The sequence below is a fragment of the Pseudomonas sp. SDT291_1_S447 genome, from assembly GCF_054070155.1.
The window spans coordinates 1-16313 of record NZ_JBSVXS010000013.1; the positions used below are offsets into that span (position 1 = coordinate 1).

The 16313-nt window shown below is 57.5% G+C and carries 14 protein-coding genes; 8 read left to right on the forward strand and 6 right to left on the reverse strand.

Annotation, left to right across the window (positions count from 1 at the left end; translation table 11 throughout):
- The first annotated feature begins 311 nt into the window (after positions 1-311).
- Positions 312-1091, forward strand: coding sequence for an ABC transporter substrate-binding protein (locus tag ACW9IR_RS06875; RefSeq protein ID WP_016775210.1), 780 nt, complete (start codon positions 312-314; stop codon positions 1089-1091).
- A 198-nt stretch (positions 1092-1289) separates the two neighbouring features.
- Entirely contained in the window at positions 1290-2402 is a 1113-nt protein-coding gene (locus ACW9IR_RS06880; protein WP_457462337.1) for a succinylglutamate desuccinylase/aspartoacylase family protein, read from the forward strand.
- A 53-nt stretch (positions 2403-2455) separates the two neighbouring features.
- Here the strand turns inward: ACW9IR_RS06880 and ACW9IR_RS06885 are convergent, their stop codons facing one another.
- Positions 2456-4735, reverse strand: coding sequence for an nSTAND3 domain-containing NTPase (locus ACW9IR_RS06885; protein WP_457462339.1), 2280 nt, complete (start codon positions 4733-4735; stop codon positions 2456-2458).
- 239 nt (positions 4736-4974) lie between these two features.
- Between ACW9IR_RS06885 and ACW9IR_RS06890 the strand changes: the two genes are divergently transcribed.
- Positions 4975-5691: an alpha/beta hydrolase gene (locus ACW9IR_RS06890; protein ID WP_457462341.1), complete on the forward strand. Its 717-nt coding sequence runs from the start codon at positions 4975-4977 to the stop codon at positions 5689-5691.
- Here ACW9IR_RS06890 and ACW9IR_RS06895 read toward each other — a convergent pair.
- Complete coding sequence (locus ACW9IR_RS06895) at positions 5681-6238, reverse strand: DcrB/PsbP domain-containing protein (protein ID WP_150693983.1); 558 nt, start codon at positions 6236-6238, stop codon at positions 5681-5683. The genes ACW9IR_RS06890 and ACW9IR_RS06895 overlap by 11 nt on opposite strands.
- Before the next feature lie 84 nt (positions 6239-6322).
- Positions 6323-7096, reverse strand: coding sequence for a hypothetical protein (locus ACW9IR_RS06900; protein ID WP_457462343.1), 774 nt, complete (start codon positions 7094-7096; stop codon positions 6323-6325).
- A 147-nt stretch (positions 7097-7243) separates the two neighbouring features.
- On the opposite strand from ACW9IR_RS06900, the gene ACW9IR_RS06905 reads away from it, so the two are divergent.
- Positions 7244-7780, forward strand: a complete 537-nt coding sequence (locus ACW9IR_RS06905; protein WP_457462345.1) for a chalcone isomerase family protein — start codon at positions 7244-7246, stop codon at positions 7778-7780.
- Positions 7781-7851: 71 nt separating this feature from the next.
- Positions 7852-9171, forward strand: coding sequence for an Nramp family divalent metal transporter (locus ACW9IR_RS06910; RefSeq protein WP_102899284.1), 1320 nt, complete (start codon positions 7852-7854; stop codon positions 9169-9171).
- A 127-nt stretch (positions 9172-9298) separates the two neighbouring features.
- On the opposite strand, the gene ACW9IR_RS06915 is transcribed toward ACW9IR_RS06910, so the two are convergent.
- Positions 9299-10402, reverse strand: coding sequence for a cytochrome P450 (locus ACW9IR_RS06915; RefSeq protein ID WP_457462347.1), 1104 nt, complete (start codon positions 10400-10402; stop codon positions 9299-9301).
- Between the two features lie 79 nt (positions 10403-10481).
- Here ACW9IR_RS06915 and ACW9IR_RS06920 point away from each other — a divergent pair, with 79 nt between their 5' ends.
- From ACW9IR_RS06920 to ACW9IR_RS06930, 3 genes are all read left to right on the forward strand, one after another.
- Complete coding sequence (locus ACW9IR_RS06920; RefSeq protein ID WP_102899282.1) at positions 10482-11231, forward strand: ArsR/SmtB family transcription factor; 750 nt, start codon at positions 10482-10484, stop codon at positions 11229-11231.
- 156 nt (positions 11232-11387) lie between these two features.
- On the forward strand, positions 11388-12608 hold the full coding sequence (locus ACW9IR_RS06925; protein WP_007915071.1) for a putative DNA modification/repair radical SAM protein: 1221 nt from the start codon (positions 11388-11390) through the stop codon (positions 12606-12608).
- On the forward strand, positions 12605-13429 hold the full coding sequence (locus ACW9IR_RS06930; protein WP_102899281.1) for a TIGR03915 family putative DNA repair protein: 825 nt from the start codon (positions 12605-12607) through the stop codon (positions 13427-13429). The genes ACW9IR_RS06925 and ACW9IR_RS06930 overlap by 4 nt, the downstream gene beginning before the upstream one ends.
- 269 nt (positions 13430-13698) lie before the next feature.
- Here ACW9IR_RS06930 and ACW9IR_RS06935 read toward each other — a convergent pair whose 3' ends face one another.
- Both ACW9IR_RS06935 and lpdA read right to left on the reverse strand, forming a co-directional pair.
- Positions 13699-14718, reverse strand: a complete 1020-nt coding sequence (locus ACW9IR_RS06935; RefSeq protein ID WP_008086978.1) for a branched-chain amino acid aminotransferase — start codon at positions 14716-14718, stop codon at positions 13699-13701.
- 214 nt (positions 14719-14932) lie between these two features.
- Positions 14933-16306 carry a dihydrolipoyl dehydrogenase gene (lpdA, locus tag ACW9IR_RS06940; RefSeq protein WP_457462350.1) on the reverse strand — a complete coding sequence of 458 codons (1374 nt, stop codon included), beginning with the start codon at positions 16304-16306 and terminating at the stop codon, positions 14933-14935.
- Positions 16307-16313 lie beyond the last annotated feature (7 nt).

Consider the following 16313-nt stretch of genomic DNA (forward strand, 5'->3'; position numbering starts at 1 on the left):
GCGATCTCTTGATCTTGATGGTAAAAAAAACAGATCAAAAGATCGCAGCCTGCGGCAGCTCCTACAGGGAAATCAGCGATTTTCTGCGCTGGAAATGCTCTTGTCCTACAGCCTCTGCACCACGACGGCGCACCCGTTGACCCCGGTCAATCGGTGCGCCGATTTTTCATAAGTATTTGTCGCTTAAACACAATTTACCCTGTGCGCGCCGCCATAGACTGCCGGCCACTTCGGTTTTTGTAGCCAATTGGCCATGACCGAACGCTGAATCGAAAGCTGCCAATAAAAGCCTCCGCACACAGGAGTTATAAATGAAGAAGCTAGTGATGTTCGGTGCCCTGGCACTGTCGATGTTGTCCCTGACCGCTGTGGCCGAAGACGCCAAGCCGATCCGCATCGGTATCGAAGCCGGTTACCCGCCATTCTCGATGAAAACCCCTGACGGCAAACTCACCGGTTTCGACGTTGATATCGGCGATGCGCTGTGCGCGCAGATGAAAGTCAAATGCACCTGGGTCGAGCAGGAATTCGATGGCCTGATCCCGGCGCTGAAAGTGAAGAAGATCGACGCGATCTTGTCGTCGATGACCATCACCGACGACCGCAAAAAGAACGTCGATTTCACTATCAAGTACTACCACACCCCGGCGCGCTTCGTGATGAAGGAAGGCTCCGGTGTCAAAGACCCGCTGACCGAGCTTAAAGGCAAGAAAGTCGGCGTGCTGCGTGCCAGTACTCACGACCGTTACGCCACCGAAGTACTGGTGCCGGCCGGTATCGACCTGGTGCGTTACGGCTCGCAACAGGAAGCCAACCTCGACATGGTTTCCGGGCGTATCGACGCGATGCTGGCCGACTCGGTCAACCTCAGCGACGGTTTCCTGAAAACCGACGCCGGCAAAGGTTTTGAATTCGTTGGCCCGACCTACGAAGACGCCAAGTACTTCGGCGGCGGCGCCGGCATTGCGGTGCGCAAGGGCGATACCGCGCTGGCCGAGCAATTCAACAAAGCCATCACCGAAATCCGCGCCAATGGCGAGTACAAGAAAGTCCAGGACAAGTACTTCGACTTTGATGTGTACGGCCATTAATACGCCGTAGAAAAAAGTGGCCCCGTTTGCGCGGTGGCCACTTTTTTTGCGCTCTAATTGTGGTGAGACCCTTGTAGGAGTGAGCCTGCTCGCGATAGCGGTGTGTCAGACAACGATTATGTTGAATGTTAAACCGCTATCGCGAGCAGGCTCACTCCTACAGGGGATCTTTGTGATCCAGATAGTGAGGAGTTACCCATGCAACGCATCGACCATGTTCTGCCCTGGAGCCACTTGGGCAGCGAACGCTCGCTCAGCGTGTTTCGCTACGGCGCGGGCACCCGCAAGGTGTACATCCAGGCCAGCCTGCACGCCGATGAACTGCCGGGCATGCGCACCGCGTGGGAACTCAAGCAGCGCCTCAATGCGCTGGAACAGCAAGGCCGTTTGCAGGGCGTGATCGAACTGGTACCGGTGGCCAACCCGATCGGCCTCGATCAACACGTGCAAGGTGCGCACATGGGCCGCTTTGAACTGGGCAGCGGCAAGAACTTCAACCGTGCCTTCGTGGAACTTAGCGCACCGGTCGCGGCGTTGATCGGTGAGCGTCTGGGCACTGATGCCGAGGCCAACGTTGCACTGATCCGCCAAACCATGGGCCAGGTGTTCGATGAGCTGCCGGCACCGGCCTCGCAACTGGAAGCCTTGCATCGCCTGTTGCTGCGCCATGCCTGCGATGCCGACATCACCCTCGATCTGCATTGTGATTTCGATGCGGCGATTCACTTGTACGCGCTGCCGCAGCACTGGCCACAGTGGCAATCGCTGGCGGCACGTTTGAAGGCTGGCGTGGCGCTGTTGTGTGAAGATTCCGGCGGCAGCTCGTTCGATGAATCCTGCTCGACGCCGTGGCTGCGTCTGGCGCGGGCGTTCCCGAATGCCGCGATTCCAGCAGCGAATCTGGCGACCACGCTGGAGCTGGGCAGCATGGGCGACACCCGGGTCGATCAGGCGCAGGCAAATTGTGAGGCGATTCTCGGTTTCCTCGCTGAGCAGGGTTTTATCAGCGGCGAATGGCCGACGGCACCGAGCGAGTGCTGCGAAGGTCTGCCGTTCGAGGGCACCGAATACCTGTTCGCGCCGCACCATGGCGTGGTGAGTTTTCTGCGCAATGCTGGCGAGTGGGTGGAGAAGGGTGATGCGTTGTTTGAAGTGGTGGATCCGTTGCAGGATCGCGTGACCACCGTGCGCGCCGGCACCAGTGGCGTGTTGTTTGCGCTGGATCGCGGGCGCTATACCGAGCCGGGGATCTGGCAGGCGAAAGTGGCGGGGCGGGTGGCGTTTCGTACAGGGAAATTGACCAACGACTGAAACTGATCAGTGTAGTTGCTCATATATGGAAGTATGAGCAACTCAACAGTTATTTATTTGTCTATGTCGTCAAAAATTGAGCGAGATTCATTTGTCGGTAGTCTATACGACTCTCTATAGGAATAGTCTGGCTCTTGTTCGGCATAATAGTTTTGTCGTAAATCGTCAATGGATATGTCAATGCTGTCTAAGGCTTCTTCTATTATTTCGTGTGTGCCTTCAGAGCTTGATAAGGCTTCTTGGTAGTCTCTTAACGCGGACTTAAGTGTTTCGAAGTGGGTTGATGGGTCTTCGGACTCATTGTGGTCGTTATGCCATTCGTCAACAATTTCGGCGAGATTTGGCAACAGCTTTTCTTGTACCTCTTTCAATATGTTGCTTAGTTCTTCATTCTCAAAAATTGGGCGGATGCTATCTTTCAGAAAGTCCGAGTCAGGTATTGAAACTGCTAGATACTTTATTCTCTCTATATACTTGATTCTCATGGCTTCAGGTAAGGCATTGCTAATGTGAAGTCTTACAATCAAGCCTACGTCAGAAACTACAGACATATAGGATCTGATGTGCAGGTTTTCAAGGTGTTGTGGGTATGCAATGATGAAGTTTTGGAGGAAGGTTGAGTCGCATCGACGAGTTAGAAAACGATTGAGAGAGTCGTGACTCGCAGGGTCGTCTAACAGACTTTGCATACGGCTAATTAGGGCTGGATACCTATTTGTGGGAATGATGACTTTCACACCTTGGATATTCATGTTCCCGCAAGAAATTTCTCGGAAAAGTTGAGGTAGCGGTGTGCCGGCTATATAGATATCCATAAGTTCACGATCCTCAGCAACCATGGAGGCGAACGCTTCCCTGATTGTTGGGTGTTTGAAATGCCACTCATAGCTTCCGTCTTGATTTATGTTCGCTATTAAACTTCCATTTAAAGTGGATAGAGAATTGCGTACCTGTCCAATGCTACCGCCCATTAAAGTAATAGCACGTTCCTCTTTCTCGTCGAGAGTTATGGGGCTCGGAACGGCTCCGCCTCTCATGAATATCAGTGCAATAGCAGCCCGACTATTTATGTCTAGAGTCTCAATCACTTCTTTTAGAAACTCCATTGGCCTTTCAACAAAGTCAGCTAGACCGTGGGAAGATATGATGAGACTCTTTGTGAATTCTTTATTGCCTAATCTACGTGCGATTTCTGGAGTAAATAGATTAAGTGCTGCTGTTGCTTTAAGGTGTGGCTTGATCCTTTTCTTGAAATCTAAGTTCTGTGAGCCAAGTTTTACATGGTTGTATAGAATCTGTTCTTTTTCGCTAGACGACATTCGCTCAACATTGATAACAACTTGCGATTCTTTGAGTATTGGAAGGGCTGAGGTTTTTAGATATTTTTTTGCTGCTTGAAATATGTAGCTGCGTGAAGTGAATATTACCTTCGCGCCGCGGTTTATCGCTGCTTGGATGTGAGGGAATGTGCTGTTCCATGCGATGGTTTTTTGATCGTCTATCTGGGTAGCGCCGAAAGCATCATCAACCCAGAAAAATTGATTTTTTTCGTACGGGTTCGAGTGCTTTATAAAGTCTTCTGCGCTAGTTATTTTAACTGTTGAACACTTCCATTCGTCAGTAGCTCCTAAGGCAAGTGCTGCAGCTATAGTAGATTTCCCGCATGCAGGTTCACCGAGTAGAAGCACAAAACCATGCTCGACGATAGCACGGGCACTACGCTGATAGGCATCAGTAATTACAAACTTTCTTAAGTCATCTCCTAAAGAGCTTAGGATCTCAACCCCTTGTGCGTAGGCACGCTCGTCCAGAATTTTACTCAAGTCGCCCAAACCATAAACGCGTGGAACTAACATTCTCAGTCGAGGGCTTTCATGGATTAAAGCTGTAATTTTTTCTTCGCCATAAATAAAGAATTTATTAATGCCTGGAATGGCGTCAAAGGCTTCTCTTATCTTCTCATCGTTGCTTCCCGTCAGTTTGGCGTTAGAAAAGATAAAATAGTTTTGTGCTAGACCTTTGGACGCTAAACGATTCGCTTTTTTTAGCTCGTCGCTTAGGTCGCTAAGTTTTAAGGTTGTTTGTGTGCTGGAAGTGAATTTACATTGAACTGCGAAGGTCCCAGATAAAGTTTCGCAACCTTTGTTTTTCCATGTCCCACTGAAGCCACCATCACGCCCCCCGTCATTTGTGTCAGAAAAAACCTGAAACGTCTGGCCCCAAATATCACCTAGTATCGTTGAACAAAGCTGTTGAAATGCTTTCCACCCGAGTGAATGAAGTTGGTAGGAAACTTCTGTCGACTGGACAGTTGAGGGCGGAGTGTTGGCCATTTTTTATCTCGTCCATAAACCTTAAATTGACACCAGCGATGACTGGCTAAAGCCAGTAGCAATCGGAAAATTAGGAGCATATGTGTGAAATGCAAAAATAGTCTAGAAATGTGTTGTCTGTGGGATTGTTGAGCGAGTGCTTGCAGCAGCAATTTTTTCACTGAGATAAACGAAGTTTTTGTGTGATTTTAAGGATGTTAGGCTCCCCCCGAACCCGACACTCCGTGAAGGAAGGCTCTATGTTGAAGGTGTTTGCTCTTTTGACCCTGCTGGCGTCCACTGCTGTGCAGGCGCAAACCACGCTGCAATCCGATCTGCCGCTCAAGTACCTCGAACTGGTTCACGCCGATGCCGAAGCGCGGCCGCTGGTAATTTTCCTGCACGGCTACGGCAGTAACGAGGCCGATCTGATCGGCATGAAATTTCAGCTGCCGGCGCAATACAACTACCTGTCGGTGCAGGCACCGTTGTCGCTCGGCGAAGGACGTTTCCAGTGGTTTCGCAAGAAAGGCGAAGGCGCCTACAACGGCGAGACCGATGATCTGAAGGTCAGTGGCCAGAAACTGCGCGACTTTATCGCGCAAGCGGCGCAGAAATATCACACCAACCCGAGCAAGGTGTACCTGATCGGTTTCAGCCAGGGCGCGATGATGACCTACGAGGTCGGGCTGCGGCCGCCAGTGGCGGTCGGTGGGATCGCCGCGTTGAGCGGGCGTTTGTTGCCGGTGTTGAAGAGTGAGCTCAAGGCCGAACAGCAGCCGTTGCCGCTGAACATCTTTATCGGCCACGGCACCGCCGATGATCCGGTGCCGTATAAGAACGGCACCGAGGCCAACGCTCAGTTACAGAAACTCGGTTATAAACCACAGTTCCATGCCTACCCCGGCATCGGCCACAGTATCAGTGCGGCCGAGCTGCGCGACTTGAACGGCTGGTTGCAGCAGCTCAATCCTTGAGGATGGTTTTCACCAGCGCATCGTGACCTTTCTTGTCGCTGGCGCGGGAAATCACCTGCACCAGCGCCATCTTCGTGCCGGAGCCGGCCATCAGCGTGGTGTTGAGGGTCTGGCCACCGCCCTGGGTCGCGGTGCTGTCGACCTGACGCAAGCCAAGGCCGGTGCCTTTCTGGGTCAGGCTCTTCTCGCTGAGTTTGTTGAAGTCCGGCAGGGCCTTGCGTTGGTCTTCGATGAAACTCGACACGCTGCCGTCGAGGAACTGCCCGTCGTTGTCCTTGACGTGCTGGCCTTCGGGAATCTTGTTTTCAGCGGTAATGACCACGGTTTTTGTGGCCTCGTTGGTGTACATCGTGCCGGTGGTCCCGCTCGGGCTGGTCGGCAGCGGGTCGGCGACGAAACCTTTTGGCAGCACAAAGGTGAACTTGCCCTCGAGCATCGAGACTTTCTCGGTGCCGGCATTTTTCTTGGCCGCTTGCGCGTGAAGGGCGCCGAAACCGGCGAGGGCCGCCACCAGCAGGACGACGGTTTTTTTGCTCAACAATGACATGTGAATCTCCGGTGGATGGTCGCGCGAGGCGGGCGATCATCCCACGGAGGGGGGCGGGCGTTCCAGCGCGAATGATCCGAGTGGTTATTGCGCCTGCGCTTTCGCCAGCGGACGGGCCAACAGGCGTTTGGTCACGCCGAGCATCGCCACCGACACCGCGACACCGACGGCAAATCCGCTCAGGCCCATGCTTGGCAAGGTCAATGCCGAGACCAGACAAAACGCCGAAAACGAATACATGCCGGTCGCCGTCGCCCGTAACAGTGCGGCGGTAAACGCCGGGCCGCGCGTCTGTTGCGAGAACACCGCCATCACACTGCCGAGCACCGGAAACACCGCGAGCAAACCGCTCCAGCGCTCGCCGACGGTGCTGGCGAGCATCGTCACCACCAGCGTCAACGCGGCGCCGGCGATCATCCGCCAGATCAGTTTGTCCGACTTCGGCGCCGTGCCGCTGAGCACCGGTTGCACTGTGGGAAACAGATAAGGCGATGCCATCAACGCAATCGCCGCCGCCGCCACGGAAAACGGCAGCGACGCCGGAATCAGTGACAACACCCCAGCGATGACGGCCCACACCGACAGCGACGCCGTCAGCGCTAACGGCCAGTTCGCCCGTTGCGCCACCTGCGCGTAGGTGATGCAGAACGCAATCATCGCGAACATCGCCGATAATGCCGCCACCGCTGATTGCGCGGCAAACGCCGGACCCTGCTCGATGGCGAGGAAAAACAGAATCGGCCCGACCACCACTGGCAACCCCGACAGCCACCCGGCCACGCTCGGCCCCCAGCGTTTGCCCGCCAGGGAAATCAGCAGCAGAAAACCGGGAATCAGCAGCAGTTTGAGGATCAGCACGCAAGAGTCTCCATCCGTTGAAGGTTCGCCACGTTAGCATTGTCGATCGGCGATTGCTGCCTATGTGCGCAGCTTTTGTATACAAAGTGCCGGCGACGATACCCGGCTATGCTCTGATTATCAGGGCTTGCCGGAGTCGATGCCGCGATGAATAGAACACCGAAGGTGTTGCGTGGATGCTGCGGCATCGGTTTGTGGGCGCTGTTGTTGACGCCAACCTGGGCTAATTGGCAGGACGCGGTGCCCGGCGCGCAGATCATCGGCACCGGCGATTTCAGCGTATTTGGTTTCGATGTCTACAACGCGCGCCTGTGGAGTGCCGCGCGGCCCCTGGTCGACGGTCAGCCGTTTGCGCTGGAGTTGATTTACCGCCGTAACATTTCCCGCGACGATCTGGTCAAGGCCAGCGTCGATGAAATCAAACGCCTGGCCGGTACCCGCGTCAGTCCGGCGCAGTTGGCCGGTTGGCAGGTACAGATGCAGCAATCGTTCGTCGATGTGCAAGCCGGCACGCGCATTACCGGTGTCTATCTGCCGGGGCAGGGCGCGCGGTTTTTTGTCGGTCAGCAGTTGCAGCATGAGATCGATGATCCGCTGTTTGCCCGGGCGTTTTTCGATATCTGGCTCGATCCACGGACGCGCAATCCCGAGTTGCGCGAGCAGTTGTTGGGGGTGAGTCGATAGATTCTTTTGCACTTCAAGGCTCCGGCGGAAACCTCTAAGCTGCGTCTTTCGACTTGTTTCTGGATGTGTGCGTGAAATTCAGCTTGCCCAAAATCGCCACCGCGCCGTTTTGCCCGCCGGAAGTGGCTGGCAGTGTTGCGGTTGACCCTAACGCCTCGTTCTTCAAACGCGTGCTGCGTTTCGCCGGCCCCGGGTTGCTGGTGTCGATCGGCTACATGGATCCGGGCAACTGGGCCACCGCCATCGAGGCCGGTTCACGCTTCGGTTACAGCCTGTTGTTTGTGGTGTTGCTGGCGAGTCTGGCGGGCATGGTCGTGCAGTGCTTGTGCTCGCGACTGGGCATCGCCACCGGGCGCGATCTGGCGCAGCTGTCCCGTGAACGCTACAGCACACCGACTGCGCGCCTGCAGTGGGTGCTGGCGGAAATCTCGATCATCGCCACCGATCTGGCTGAAGTGCTTGGTTGTGCGCTGGCCTTTCACTTACTGCTCGGCTGTTCGCTGACCTTCGGTATCGCCCTGACGGCGTTCGACACCTTGTTGGTGCTGGCGCTGCAGAATCGCGGTTTCCGCCGTCTGGAAGCGATCATGCTGGTATTGGTCGCGACCATTGGTGTGTGTTTTTTCGTTGAACTGTTGCTGATCAAACCGTACTGGCCCGACGTCGCCCAAGGTTTCAAACCGTCACTGGCGGCGATTGGCGAGGCGGCGCCGTTGTACCTGGCGATCGGTATTCTCGGCGCGACAGTTATGCCGCATAACCTCTACCTGCACACCTCGATCGTACAGACGCGGATGATCGGCAAGGATCTGGCCAGCAAGCAGGACGCGGTAAAACTGGCACGCATCGACACCATCGGTTCGCTGGCGCTGGCGTTGCTGGTCAATGCGGCGATCCTGATTCTCGCTGCGGCGGCGTTTCACCAGTCCGGGCACACCGATGTGGTGGACATTCAGGATGCCTACCACTTGCTCGATCCGCTGGTCGGCGGTGCGCTGGCCAGTGTGTTGTTCGGCGTCGCGCTACTGGCGTCGGGGCAGAGTTCGACCTTCACCGGCACCATCGCCGGCCAGGTGATCATGGAGGGTTACCTGAACCTGCGGATCCCGTGCTGGCAGCGACGCTTGATTACTCGCGGACTGGCGCTGATTCCGGCGTTTATTGGCGTGTGGCTGATGGGCGATAACGCGATTGGCAAGTTGCTGGTGTTGAGTCAGGTGGTGTTGAGTCTGCAATTGCCGTTTGCCTTGTATCCACTCATTCGAATGACTAACGACAAACAACTGATGGGGCCGTTTGTGAATCGCTGGCCGACACGGGTGTTGGCGTGGGGGTTGTTTGTGGTGATCAGTGGCGCTAACAGCTGGTTGATTTTGCAGTGGGCGGCTTGAGCCATATTTTGCAGTGACTGGTTGGGCCCTTCGCGAGCGAGCTCGCTCCCACAGTGTTCGAGGTGATCACAACAGTGTGTACACCCCAAAACCCTGTGGGAGCGAGCCTGCTCGCGAAGACGGACTGTCAGGCGCACATATCGCTGAACAATGGAATGCGCCCATTGAGCGAAGGCCTGTAGTGCCAGTTCAGGCAATTCAGATCGATGCCCTTTGCGAGTATTTCCCGCACCGTAGCTCCGGCAATACTCATCGCCAACCCTTGCCCAGGACACTCGTGCCGACCACTGCCGAAACTGAAACTGCGGCGGTCGGCGCGCTGCGGCACAAATTCCTCCGGTCGTTCGTTGAGCGCCGGATCACGATTGGCCGAAGCCAGCAGCACCAGAATCACATCGCCCGTCGCGACTCGCACACCGGCAATCTCGCAGGGTGCGGCGACAAAGCGCCGGGTGTTCTGCACGGGCGGGTCGAAGCGCTGGACTTCGCTGAGCAGGGCATCGATGGATTCGCCGCGCAATTCCGGCTGACGACGTAACGCCAACAGGGTATTGCCGATCAGCCCGGCGCAGGCTTCGAACGTCTGCGAACAGAGGCCGATCAGGTTGGCGATCAGGGTGTCTTCATCGCCGGCGAAGCGCTGTTGGATCGCGCTGAGGAAGTCGCTGGCGGGTTCGGCGAGCAGCTCGATAAAGTAACCGCGCAGGTGTTCGGCCGCCGCGTCCGCTGCGGCCAATTGCAGGTCATTGCTCAACGGCGACAGGCAGGCGACGAATTCCGCCGTCAGTTCACTGACTGCCCGGGCCTGCGCCGGCGTGAATCCCAAAAGCGCCGCGACCACGCACACCGGGCCACGAAACATTGCCTTGTACACACCGTCGGCGTCCGCTGTGATCAGCCGCGTGGCAACCAGTCTGTTGACGGCCTCAAGGTCGAGCGCGGCCAACTCCGGCTCAATCGCAGAGCGCGGGCAGCGCTGGCGTTCGCCGTCATTCATGCGCATCAGTTGGCCAAAGACTTTGCCGGCCATGCCTTTTGCAATCGCTTTGGGCACCGGCTCCTGCGCCGGACGCACGCGGCAATCGGCGTGGGCCAGCACCGCACACACCGCACGGGCGCTGCTGGCGACCCAAAGTTTCAGATCCGGATGAAACGTCAGTCCACCTGCTGCGCGCAGTTCGGCGTAGTAGGGATAAGGATCGGCATGCGTTGCGGCGCTGATCGGGTTCATGGTGTGCATCCTTGTCGGCGGGGAAAGTGTTGCTACTATCTCCACTGCGCAACGACGATGATTCGTCCGGGAGCGAACTATGCACGCAGAACATCAAGACATCGGCGTATCGCAGGTGGCCGCCGCCATCGCCGAGCCGGCGCGGACGAAAATCCTCTGTTCGCTGATGGACGGCCACGCGCGCACCAGCACCGAGTTGGCGACGATCGCCGAAGTCAGCGCCTCCACCGCCAGTGTGCACTTGGCGAAACTCAAGGATCTGGCCCTGGTGCGCCTGCATGTGCAGGGCCGTCATCGCTATTACAGCCTCGCCGATCAGCGGGTGGCGCAGGCGCTGGAAGCGTTGATGGTGATTGGCCAGAATGCGGCGCCGACGTTCAAGGCGCACACTCCGGATCGCCTGCAATTCGCCCGCACCTGCTATGACCACATGGCTGGGACGCTGGCGGTGTTGCTGCATGACCGTTTGATCGAGGGCGGTTGGTTGGTGGCAACCGACGAGCAGGCGTATCGCTTGAGTGACACCGGCGAGGCGTTGTTTCTTGGTTTGGGCATTGAAGCGCAGGACTTGACGACCCTGCGTCGCAAGTTTGCCTGCCCGTGCCTGGACTGGAGCATGCGCCGGCCGCATCTCGGTGGTTCACTGGGCGCGGCGTTGTTGCAGACCGCGTTGAAGCGCAAGTGGGTGACACAGGATCTGGACAGTCGGGCGTTGGCGGTGACGGCGCTGGGGCGCAAGGAGATCAGCGCGCGGTTTGGCGTTGAGTGGCCGGTAGACGGGCAGATCAAAAGATCGCAGCCTGCGGCAGCTCCTACATGGATTGGGTAGGGCTGAGATTTATTGGGTGTACGCGACTCCTGTAGGCGCTGCCGAAGGCTGCGATCTTTTGATTTTCAGCTTCTGACCGACGAGGGGCGCATCTGCCACCTTGTATCACCGCAGACGACTCTATACTGTATATGCAAACAGTAAAGGGCCCGCGCCATGCAAATCATCGACAAGCTGAGCATCCTCGCCGACGCCGCCAAGTACGACGCCTCCTGCGCGAGCAGCGGCGCGCCCAAGCGCAGTTCCGAAGGCAAGAGCGGCTTGGGTTCGACCGATGGCATGGGCATTTGCCACAGCTACACGCCGGACGGGCGCTGCGTGTCATTGCTGAAGATTCTGCTGACCAACTTCTGCCTTTACGATTGCCAGTACTGCGTCAACCGCCGTTCCAGTGATGTTCCGCGTGCCCGTTTCACCCCCGAAGAAGTCGTAGCGCTGACCATGGATTTCTACCGGCGTAACTGCGTCAGCGGGCTGTTTCTCAGTTCGGGGATCATCCGCTCGGCCGACTACACCATGGAGCAACTGGTGCGGGTGGCGAAGCTGCTGCGCGAAGAGCATGAGTTTCGCGGGTACATCCATCTCAAGACCATTCCCGAAGCCGATCCGGCATTGATCGAAGAAGCAGGGCGCTATGCGGATCGCCTGAGCGTCAACATCGAACTGCCTACCGATGCCAGCCTGCAAGTGCTGGCGCCGGAGAAGGACATCAAGTCGATCAAGCAGGCGATGAACACCATCTACACCGGCGTGCAGACTGTGTTAAACGAGCCGCGCTCGGCGAAGTTCGCCCCCGCCGGGCAGAGCACGCAACTGATTGTCGGCGCCGACGACACCGACGACAGCACCATCCTCCACAGCGCCCAGGCCTTGTACGGCAATTTCCGTTTGCGTCGGGTCTACTATTCGGCCTTCAGCCCGATCCCCGACAGCCCGAAAAGCGTACCGCTGGCCGCGCCGCCGCTGATGCGCGAACACCGTTTGTATCAGGCCGATTTTCTCTTGCGTAGCTACGGCTACAGCGCCGATGAATTGCTCAAGGGCCCGGGCAATCTGGCGCTGGACATCGACCCGAAACTGGCCTGGGCGTTGCAGAATCGCGAAGTGTTCCCGCTGGATCTGAACCGCGCTGAAGCGTCGTTGATCGCGCGTATTCCCGGGATTGGTTTGCGCACCACCGAACGTCTGGTCGAGCTACGTCGACAGCGGCGCATTCGTTACGAAGACGTCGCGCGCATGCGCTGCGTGCTGGCCAAGGCCAAGCCGTTCATCATCACCAGCGACTATCACCCGCAGCAGGCCGAGGTCACCAGCCATTTGCTCTATCAGCAACTGCGCGACCGGCCAATGCCGCAGCAGATGGGGCTGTGGGGATGATCAATCTTGATTGCGACGACCTGTTCGACACCTGGCGCCAACAGGCGCGCTGGCTGCTGAGCCATGAAGTCGACCCGAGTCTGGTGAGCTGGGCCTCGGAGGGTGTGGGTGATCTGTTTGCAAGTGATGATCCGGTGCCTGAAGGGCAGGGGCCATTTATGGCGAGAATCCCACGTGCGCTGATCGACACCCTGGAACAAGCCTCACGCTATCGCGGAGATCAACGCTGGAGCCTGTTGTATGAAGTGTTGTGGCGCGTCAGCCATGGCGACCGCACGGCGATGATGGCCGGGGACAAACTCGGCAGCGAACTGCAGCGACGGATCAAACAAGTCAATCGCGAAGCCCATCATCTGCATGCATTTGTGCGCTTCATCGAACGCCCGTCATCCAGCGTGGGTCCGCAGTACGTGGCGTGGCATGAGCCGGCCCACGACATTCTGCACAGCGCCAGCGAGCACTTCATCGGGCGCATGGGCCGCCACCGCTGGTTGATCGCCACGCCGCGCGATGGGGTTTATTACGATGGCGAGCAACTGATTCATCAGCGTCAATGCCCGCAGGAATGGCAGCAGTTGGCGCAGAATGTCGACGATCCTCATGGTGATCTGTGGCTGACGTATTACAGCCACATCTTTAATCCAGCGCGGTTGAACGAGAAGGTCATGCAAGGGCATTTGCCGGCACGGTTCTGGAAGAATCTGCCGGAGGGGGAGTTGATTCCCGGGTTGATTACGCAGGCGCGAATGGGTAAGCAGCAGAATGGGCAGGCGAGTGGGATTGCTGATCGTGCAGGTAAACGGATTGCCTTGAAGAGCTAAAAGCCTACCCTCACCCCAGCCCTCTCCCGGAGGGAGAGGGAGCCTACCGAGGTGTTCTCCCGCCCTCCATCGACCTGAAAGCTCGCGTTGAACTCACATTTCGAATACCACAAAGATCGGCCCCCTTTCCCCCTCGCCCCCCTGGGGGAGAGGGCTGGGGTGAGGGGGAAAAAATCTCAAGCACGCCACAAATACTGCGCCAAACGCCACAAAAAAAGCCCCCCACCAATCACTCGGTGGAGGGCTTTTCTACATCAACACCCGTCAAATCAAACCTTGACGATCCAACCCGCTGGCGCTTCGATGTCGCCGGTCTGCACGCCAGTCAGCTCTTTGTAGAGCTTCTGGGTCACAGGGCCGACTTCGGTCTCGCTGTGGAACACATGCAGATGGTCGTTGTAGCTGATACCACCGATCGGCGTGATCACTGCAGCCGTACCGCAAGCGCCGGCTTCCTTGAAGTCCGACAGCTTGTCGATCAGCACGTCGCCTTCAACCACTTCCAGGCCCAGACGCGATTTCGCCAGTTCGATCAGCGACAGGCGGGTGATGCCTGGCAGAACGGACGGCGAGTTCGGGGTGATGAACTTGTTGTCGTGGGTGATCCCGAAGAAGTTGGCCGAACCGACTTCTTCGATCTTGGTGTGGGTCATCGGGTCCAGGTAGATCGCGTCGGCGAAGTTGGCTTTCTTCGCTTTCGAGCCCGGCATCAGGCTGGCGGCGTAGTTGCCACCGACCTTGGCTGCGCCGGTGCCTTGTGGGGCAGCGCGGTCGTAGCTGGAGATCTGGAAGTTGTGCGGGGTCAGGCCGCCCTTGAAGTAAGCACCGACCGGAATGCAGAAAATCGAGAAGATGAACTCGGGTGCAGTGCGCACGCCGATGTTGTCACCCACGCCGATCACGAACGGGCGCAGGTACAGCGCGCCGCCAGTGCCGTATGGCGGGATGAAGCGCTCGTTGGCGCGAACCACGGCTTTACAGGCTTCGATGAACTGCTCGGTGTCGACCGTCGGCATCAGCAGACGCGCGCAGCTGCGCTGCATGCGCAGGGCGTTCTGGTCCGGGCGGAACAGGTTGATCGAGCCGTCCTTGCAACGATAGGCCTTCATGCCTTCGAAGCACTGCTGGCCATAGTGAAGGGCCGTCGAGCCTTCGCTGATGTGCAGCACGTTATCTTCGGTCAGGGTGCCCTTGTCCCACTCGCCATCGCGAAAGTACGACAGATAGCGTTTGTCGGTCTTGATGTAATCAAAACCCAGCTTGTCCCAATTGATGCTTTCGTTACCCATGACACCCTCTATCACTGAACAACCGTCGAAACGGTTCAAGGCTTCTGACGTTTTTTGGATGGGCACAACAATACTTCATTCTTGAGCGGTTTCGCAGCCCGGACTATCGGATGACACACAGATAAATCGTGTTGCCCTCAGGAATTCGCGAGCAAGCTCGCTCCCACAGGGGAATGCATTCCAAATGTGGGAGCGAGCTTGCTCGCGAAGGGGCCTACAGGTGCAACGCATGCCCCAAAGCACGCAACGCCGCTTCCTGCACCGCTTCACCCAATGTCGGATGCGCGTGAATGGTGCCGCCGATGTCTTCCAGCCGCGCGCCCATTTCCAGGCTTTGCGCAAACGCTGTCGACAATTCGGAAACCCCGACGCCCACCGCTTGCCAGCCAACAATCACATGATTATCCCGACGAGCGACCACGCGTACGAAGCCGCTTTTCGACTCCAGCGTCATCGCCCGGCCATTGGCGGCGAACGGGAAACTGGAAACGATGCAGTCCAACCCGGCAGCCTTGGCCTCGTCCGGGGTCTTGCCGACTACCACCAGTTCCGGGTCGGTGAAGCACACGGCGGCAATCGCTGTCGGGTTGAACTCGCGGGTTTTGCCGCTGATCAACTCGGCAACCATCTCGCCTTGGGCCATGGCGCGGTGGGCCAGCATCGGCTCGCCGCTCAGATCGCCGATGGCGTAGACGTTACGCATGCTGGTCTGGCAGCGGCTGTCGATCTTGATTGCCGAACCGTTCATGTCCAGATTCAGTGCTTCAAGGTTCCAGCCCTGGGTATTCGGTTTGCGACCAACGGCGACCAGCACCTGATCCGTTTCCAGATTCAGGGTTTCGCCCTCCGGATCGCGCACCTGCAAAGTACCGTCGAATCCCAGCACGCTGTGTTTGAGGTACAGCTTCACGCCCAGCTGCTTCAGCGCGTCATGCACCGGTTGCGTCAGTTCGGCGTCGTAGGCCGGCAGGATGCGATCCTGCGCCTCGACCACACTGACCTCGGCACCGAGCTTGCGGTAAGCAATGCCCAGTTCCAGACCAATGTAACCACCGCCAACCACCACCAGACGTTTCGGCACGGATTTCGGCGCCAGCGCTTCGGTGGAGGAGATGATCGGCCCGCCAATCGGCAGGATCGGCAGATTGACGCTGGTCGAACCGGTGGCCAGCACCAAGTGCTCGCACTGGATGCGCGTGTCGCCGACATCGACGGTTTTACCGTCGATGACTTTGGCCCAGCCATTGATGACCTGAACCTTGTTCTTTTTCAGCAAGGCAGCGACGCCGGTGGTCAGGCGATCAACAATGCCGTCCTTCCACTCGACGCTTTTAGTGATGTCGAGGCTCGGCGCGGAAACGCTGATGCCCAGCGCCGAATGCTGGCTGTGATGTTGCGTCTGGTGAAACTGCTCAGCCACATGAATCAGCGCTTTCGAAGGAATGCAGCCGATGTTCAGGCAGGTGCCGCCCAACGATTGGCCTTCGACCAGAATCGTCGGGATGCCCAGTTGCCCGGCGCGGATCGCCGTGACATAACCGCCGGGGCCGCCGCCGATGATCAGCAGCGTAGTGTTCAGAGATTGCATGCGCGCC

Coding starts and splice junctions, on each gene's coding strand:
- ACW9IR_RS06895 (WP_150693983.1), bottom strand. CDS start 6,238: ATGTCATTGTTGAGCAAAAAAACCGTCGTCCTGCTGGTGGCGGCCCTC.
- ACW9IR_RS06890 (WP_457462341.1), top strand. CDS start 4,975: ATGTTGAAGGTGTTTGCTCTTTTGACCCTGCTGGCGTCCACTGCTGTG.
- ACW9IR_RS06905 (WP_457462345.1), top strand. CDS start 7,244: ATGAATAGAACACCGAAGGTGTTGCGTGGATGCTGCGGCATCGGTTTG.
- ACW9IR_RS06925 (WP_007915071.1), top strand. CDS start 11,388: ATGCAAATCATCGACAAGCTGAGCATCCTCGCCGACGCCGCCAAGTAC.
- ACW9IR_RS06935 (WP_008086978.1), bottom strand. CDS start 14,718: ATGGGTAACGAAAGCATCAATTGGGACAAGCTGGGTTTTGATTACATC.
- lpdA (WP_457462350.1), bottom strand. CDS start 16,306: ATGCAATCTCTGAACACTACGCTGCTGATCATCGGCGGCGGCCCCGGC.
- ACW9IR_RS06875 (WP_016775210.1), top strand. CDS start 312: ATGAAGAAGCTAGTGATGTTCGGTGCCCTGGCACTGTCGATGTTGTCC.
- ACW9IR_RS06920 (WP_102899282.1), top strand. CDS start 10,482: ATGCACGCAGAACATCAAGACATCGGCGTATCGCAGGTGGCCGCCGCC.
- ACW9IR_RS06930 (WP_102899281.1), top strand. CDS start 12,605: ATGATCAATCTTGATTGCGACGACCTGTTCGACACCTGGCGCCAACAG.
- ACW9IR_RS06885 (WP_457462339.1), bottom strand. CDS start 4,735: ATGGCCAACACTCCGCCCTCAACTGTCCAGTCGACAGAAGTTTCCTAC.
- ACW9IR_RS06880 (WP_457462337.1), top strand. CDS start 1,290: ATGCAACGCATCGACCATGTTCTGCCCTGGAGCCACTTGGGCAGCGAA.
- ACW9IR_RS06915 (WP_457462347.1), bottom strand. CDS start 10,402: ATGAACCCGATCAGCGCCGCAACGCATGCCGATCCTTATCCCTACTAC.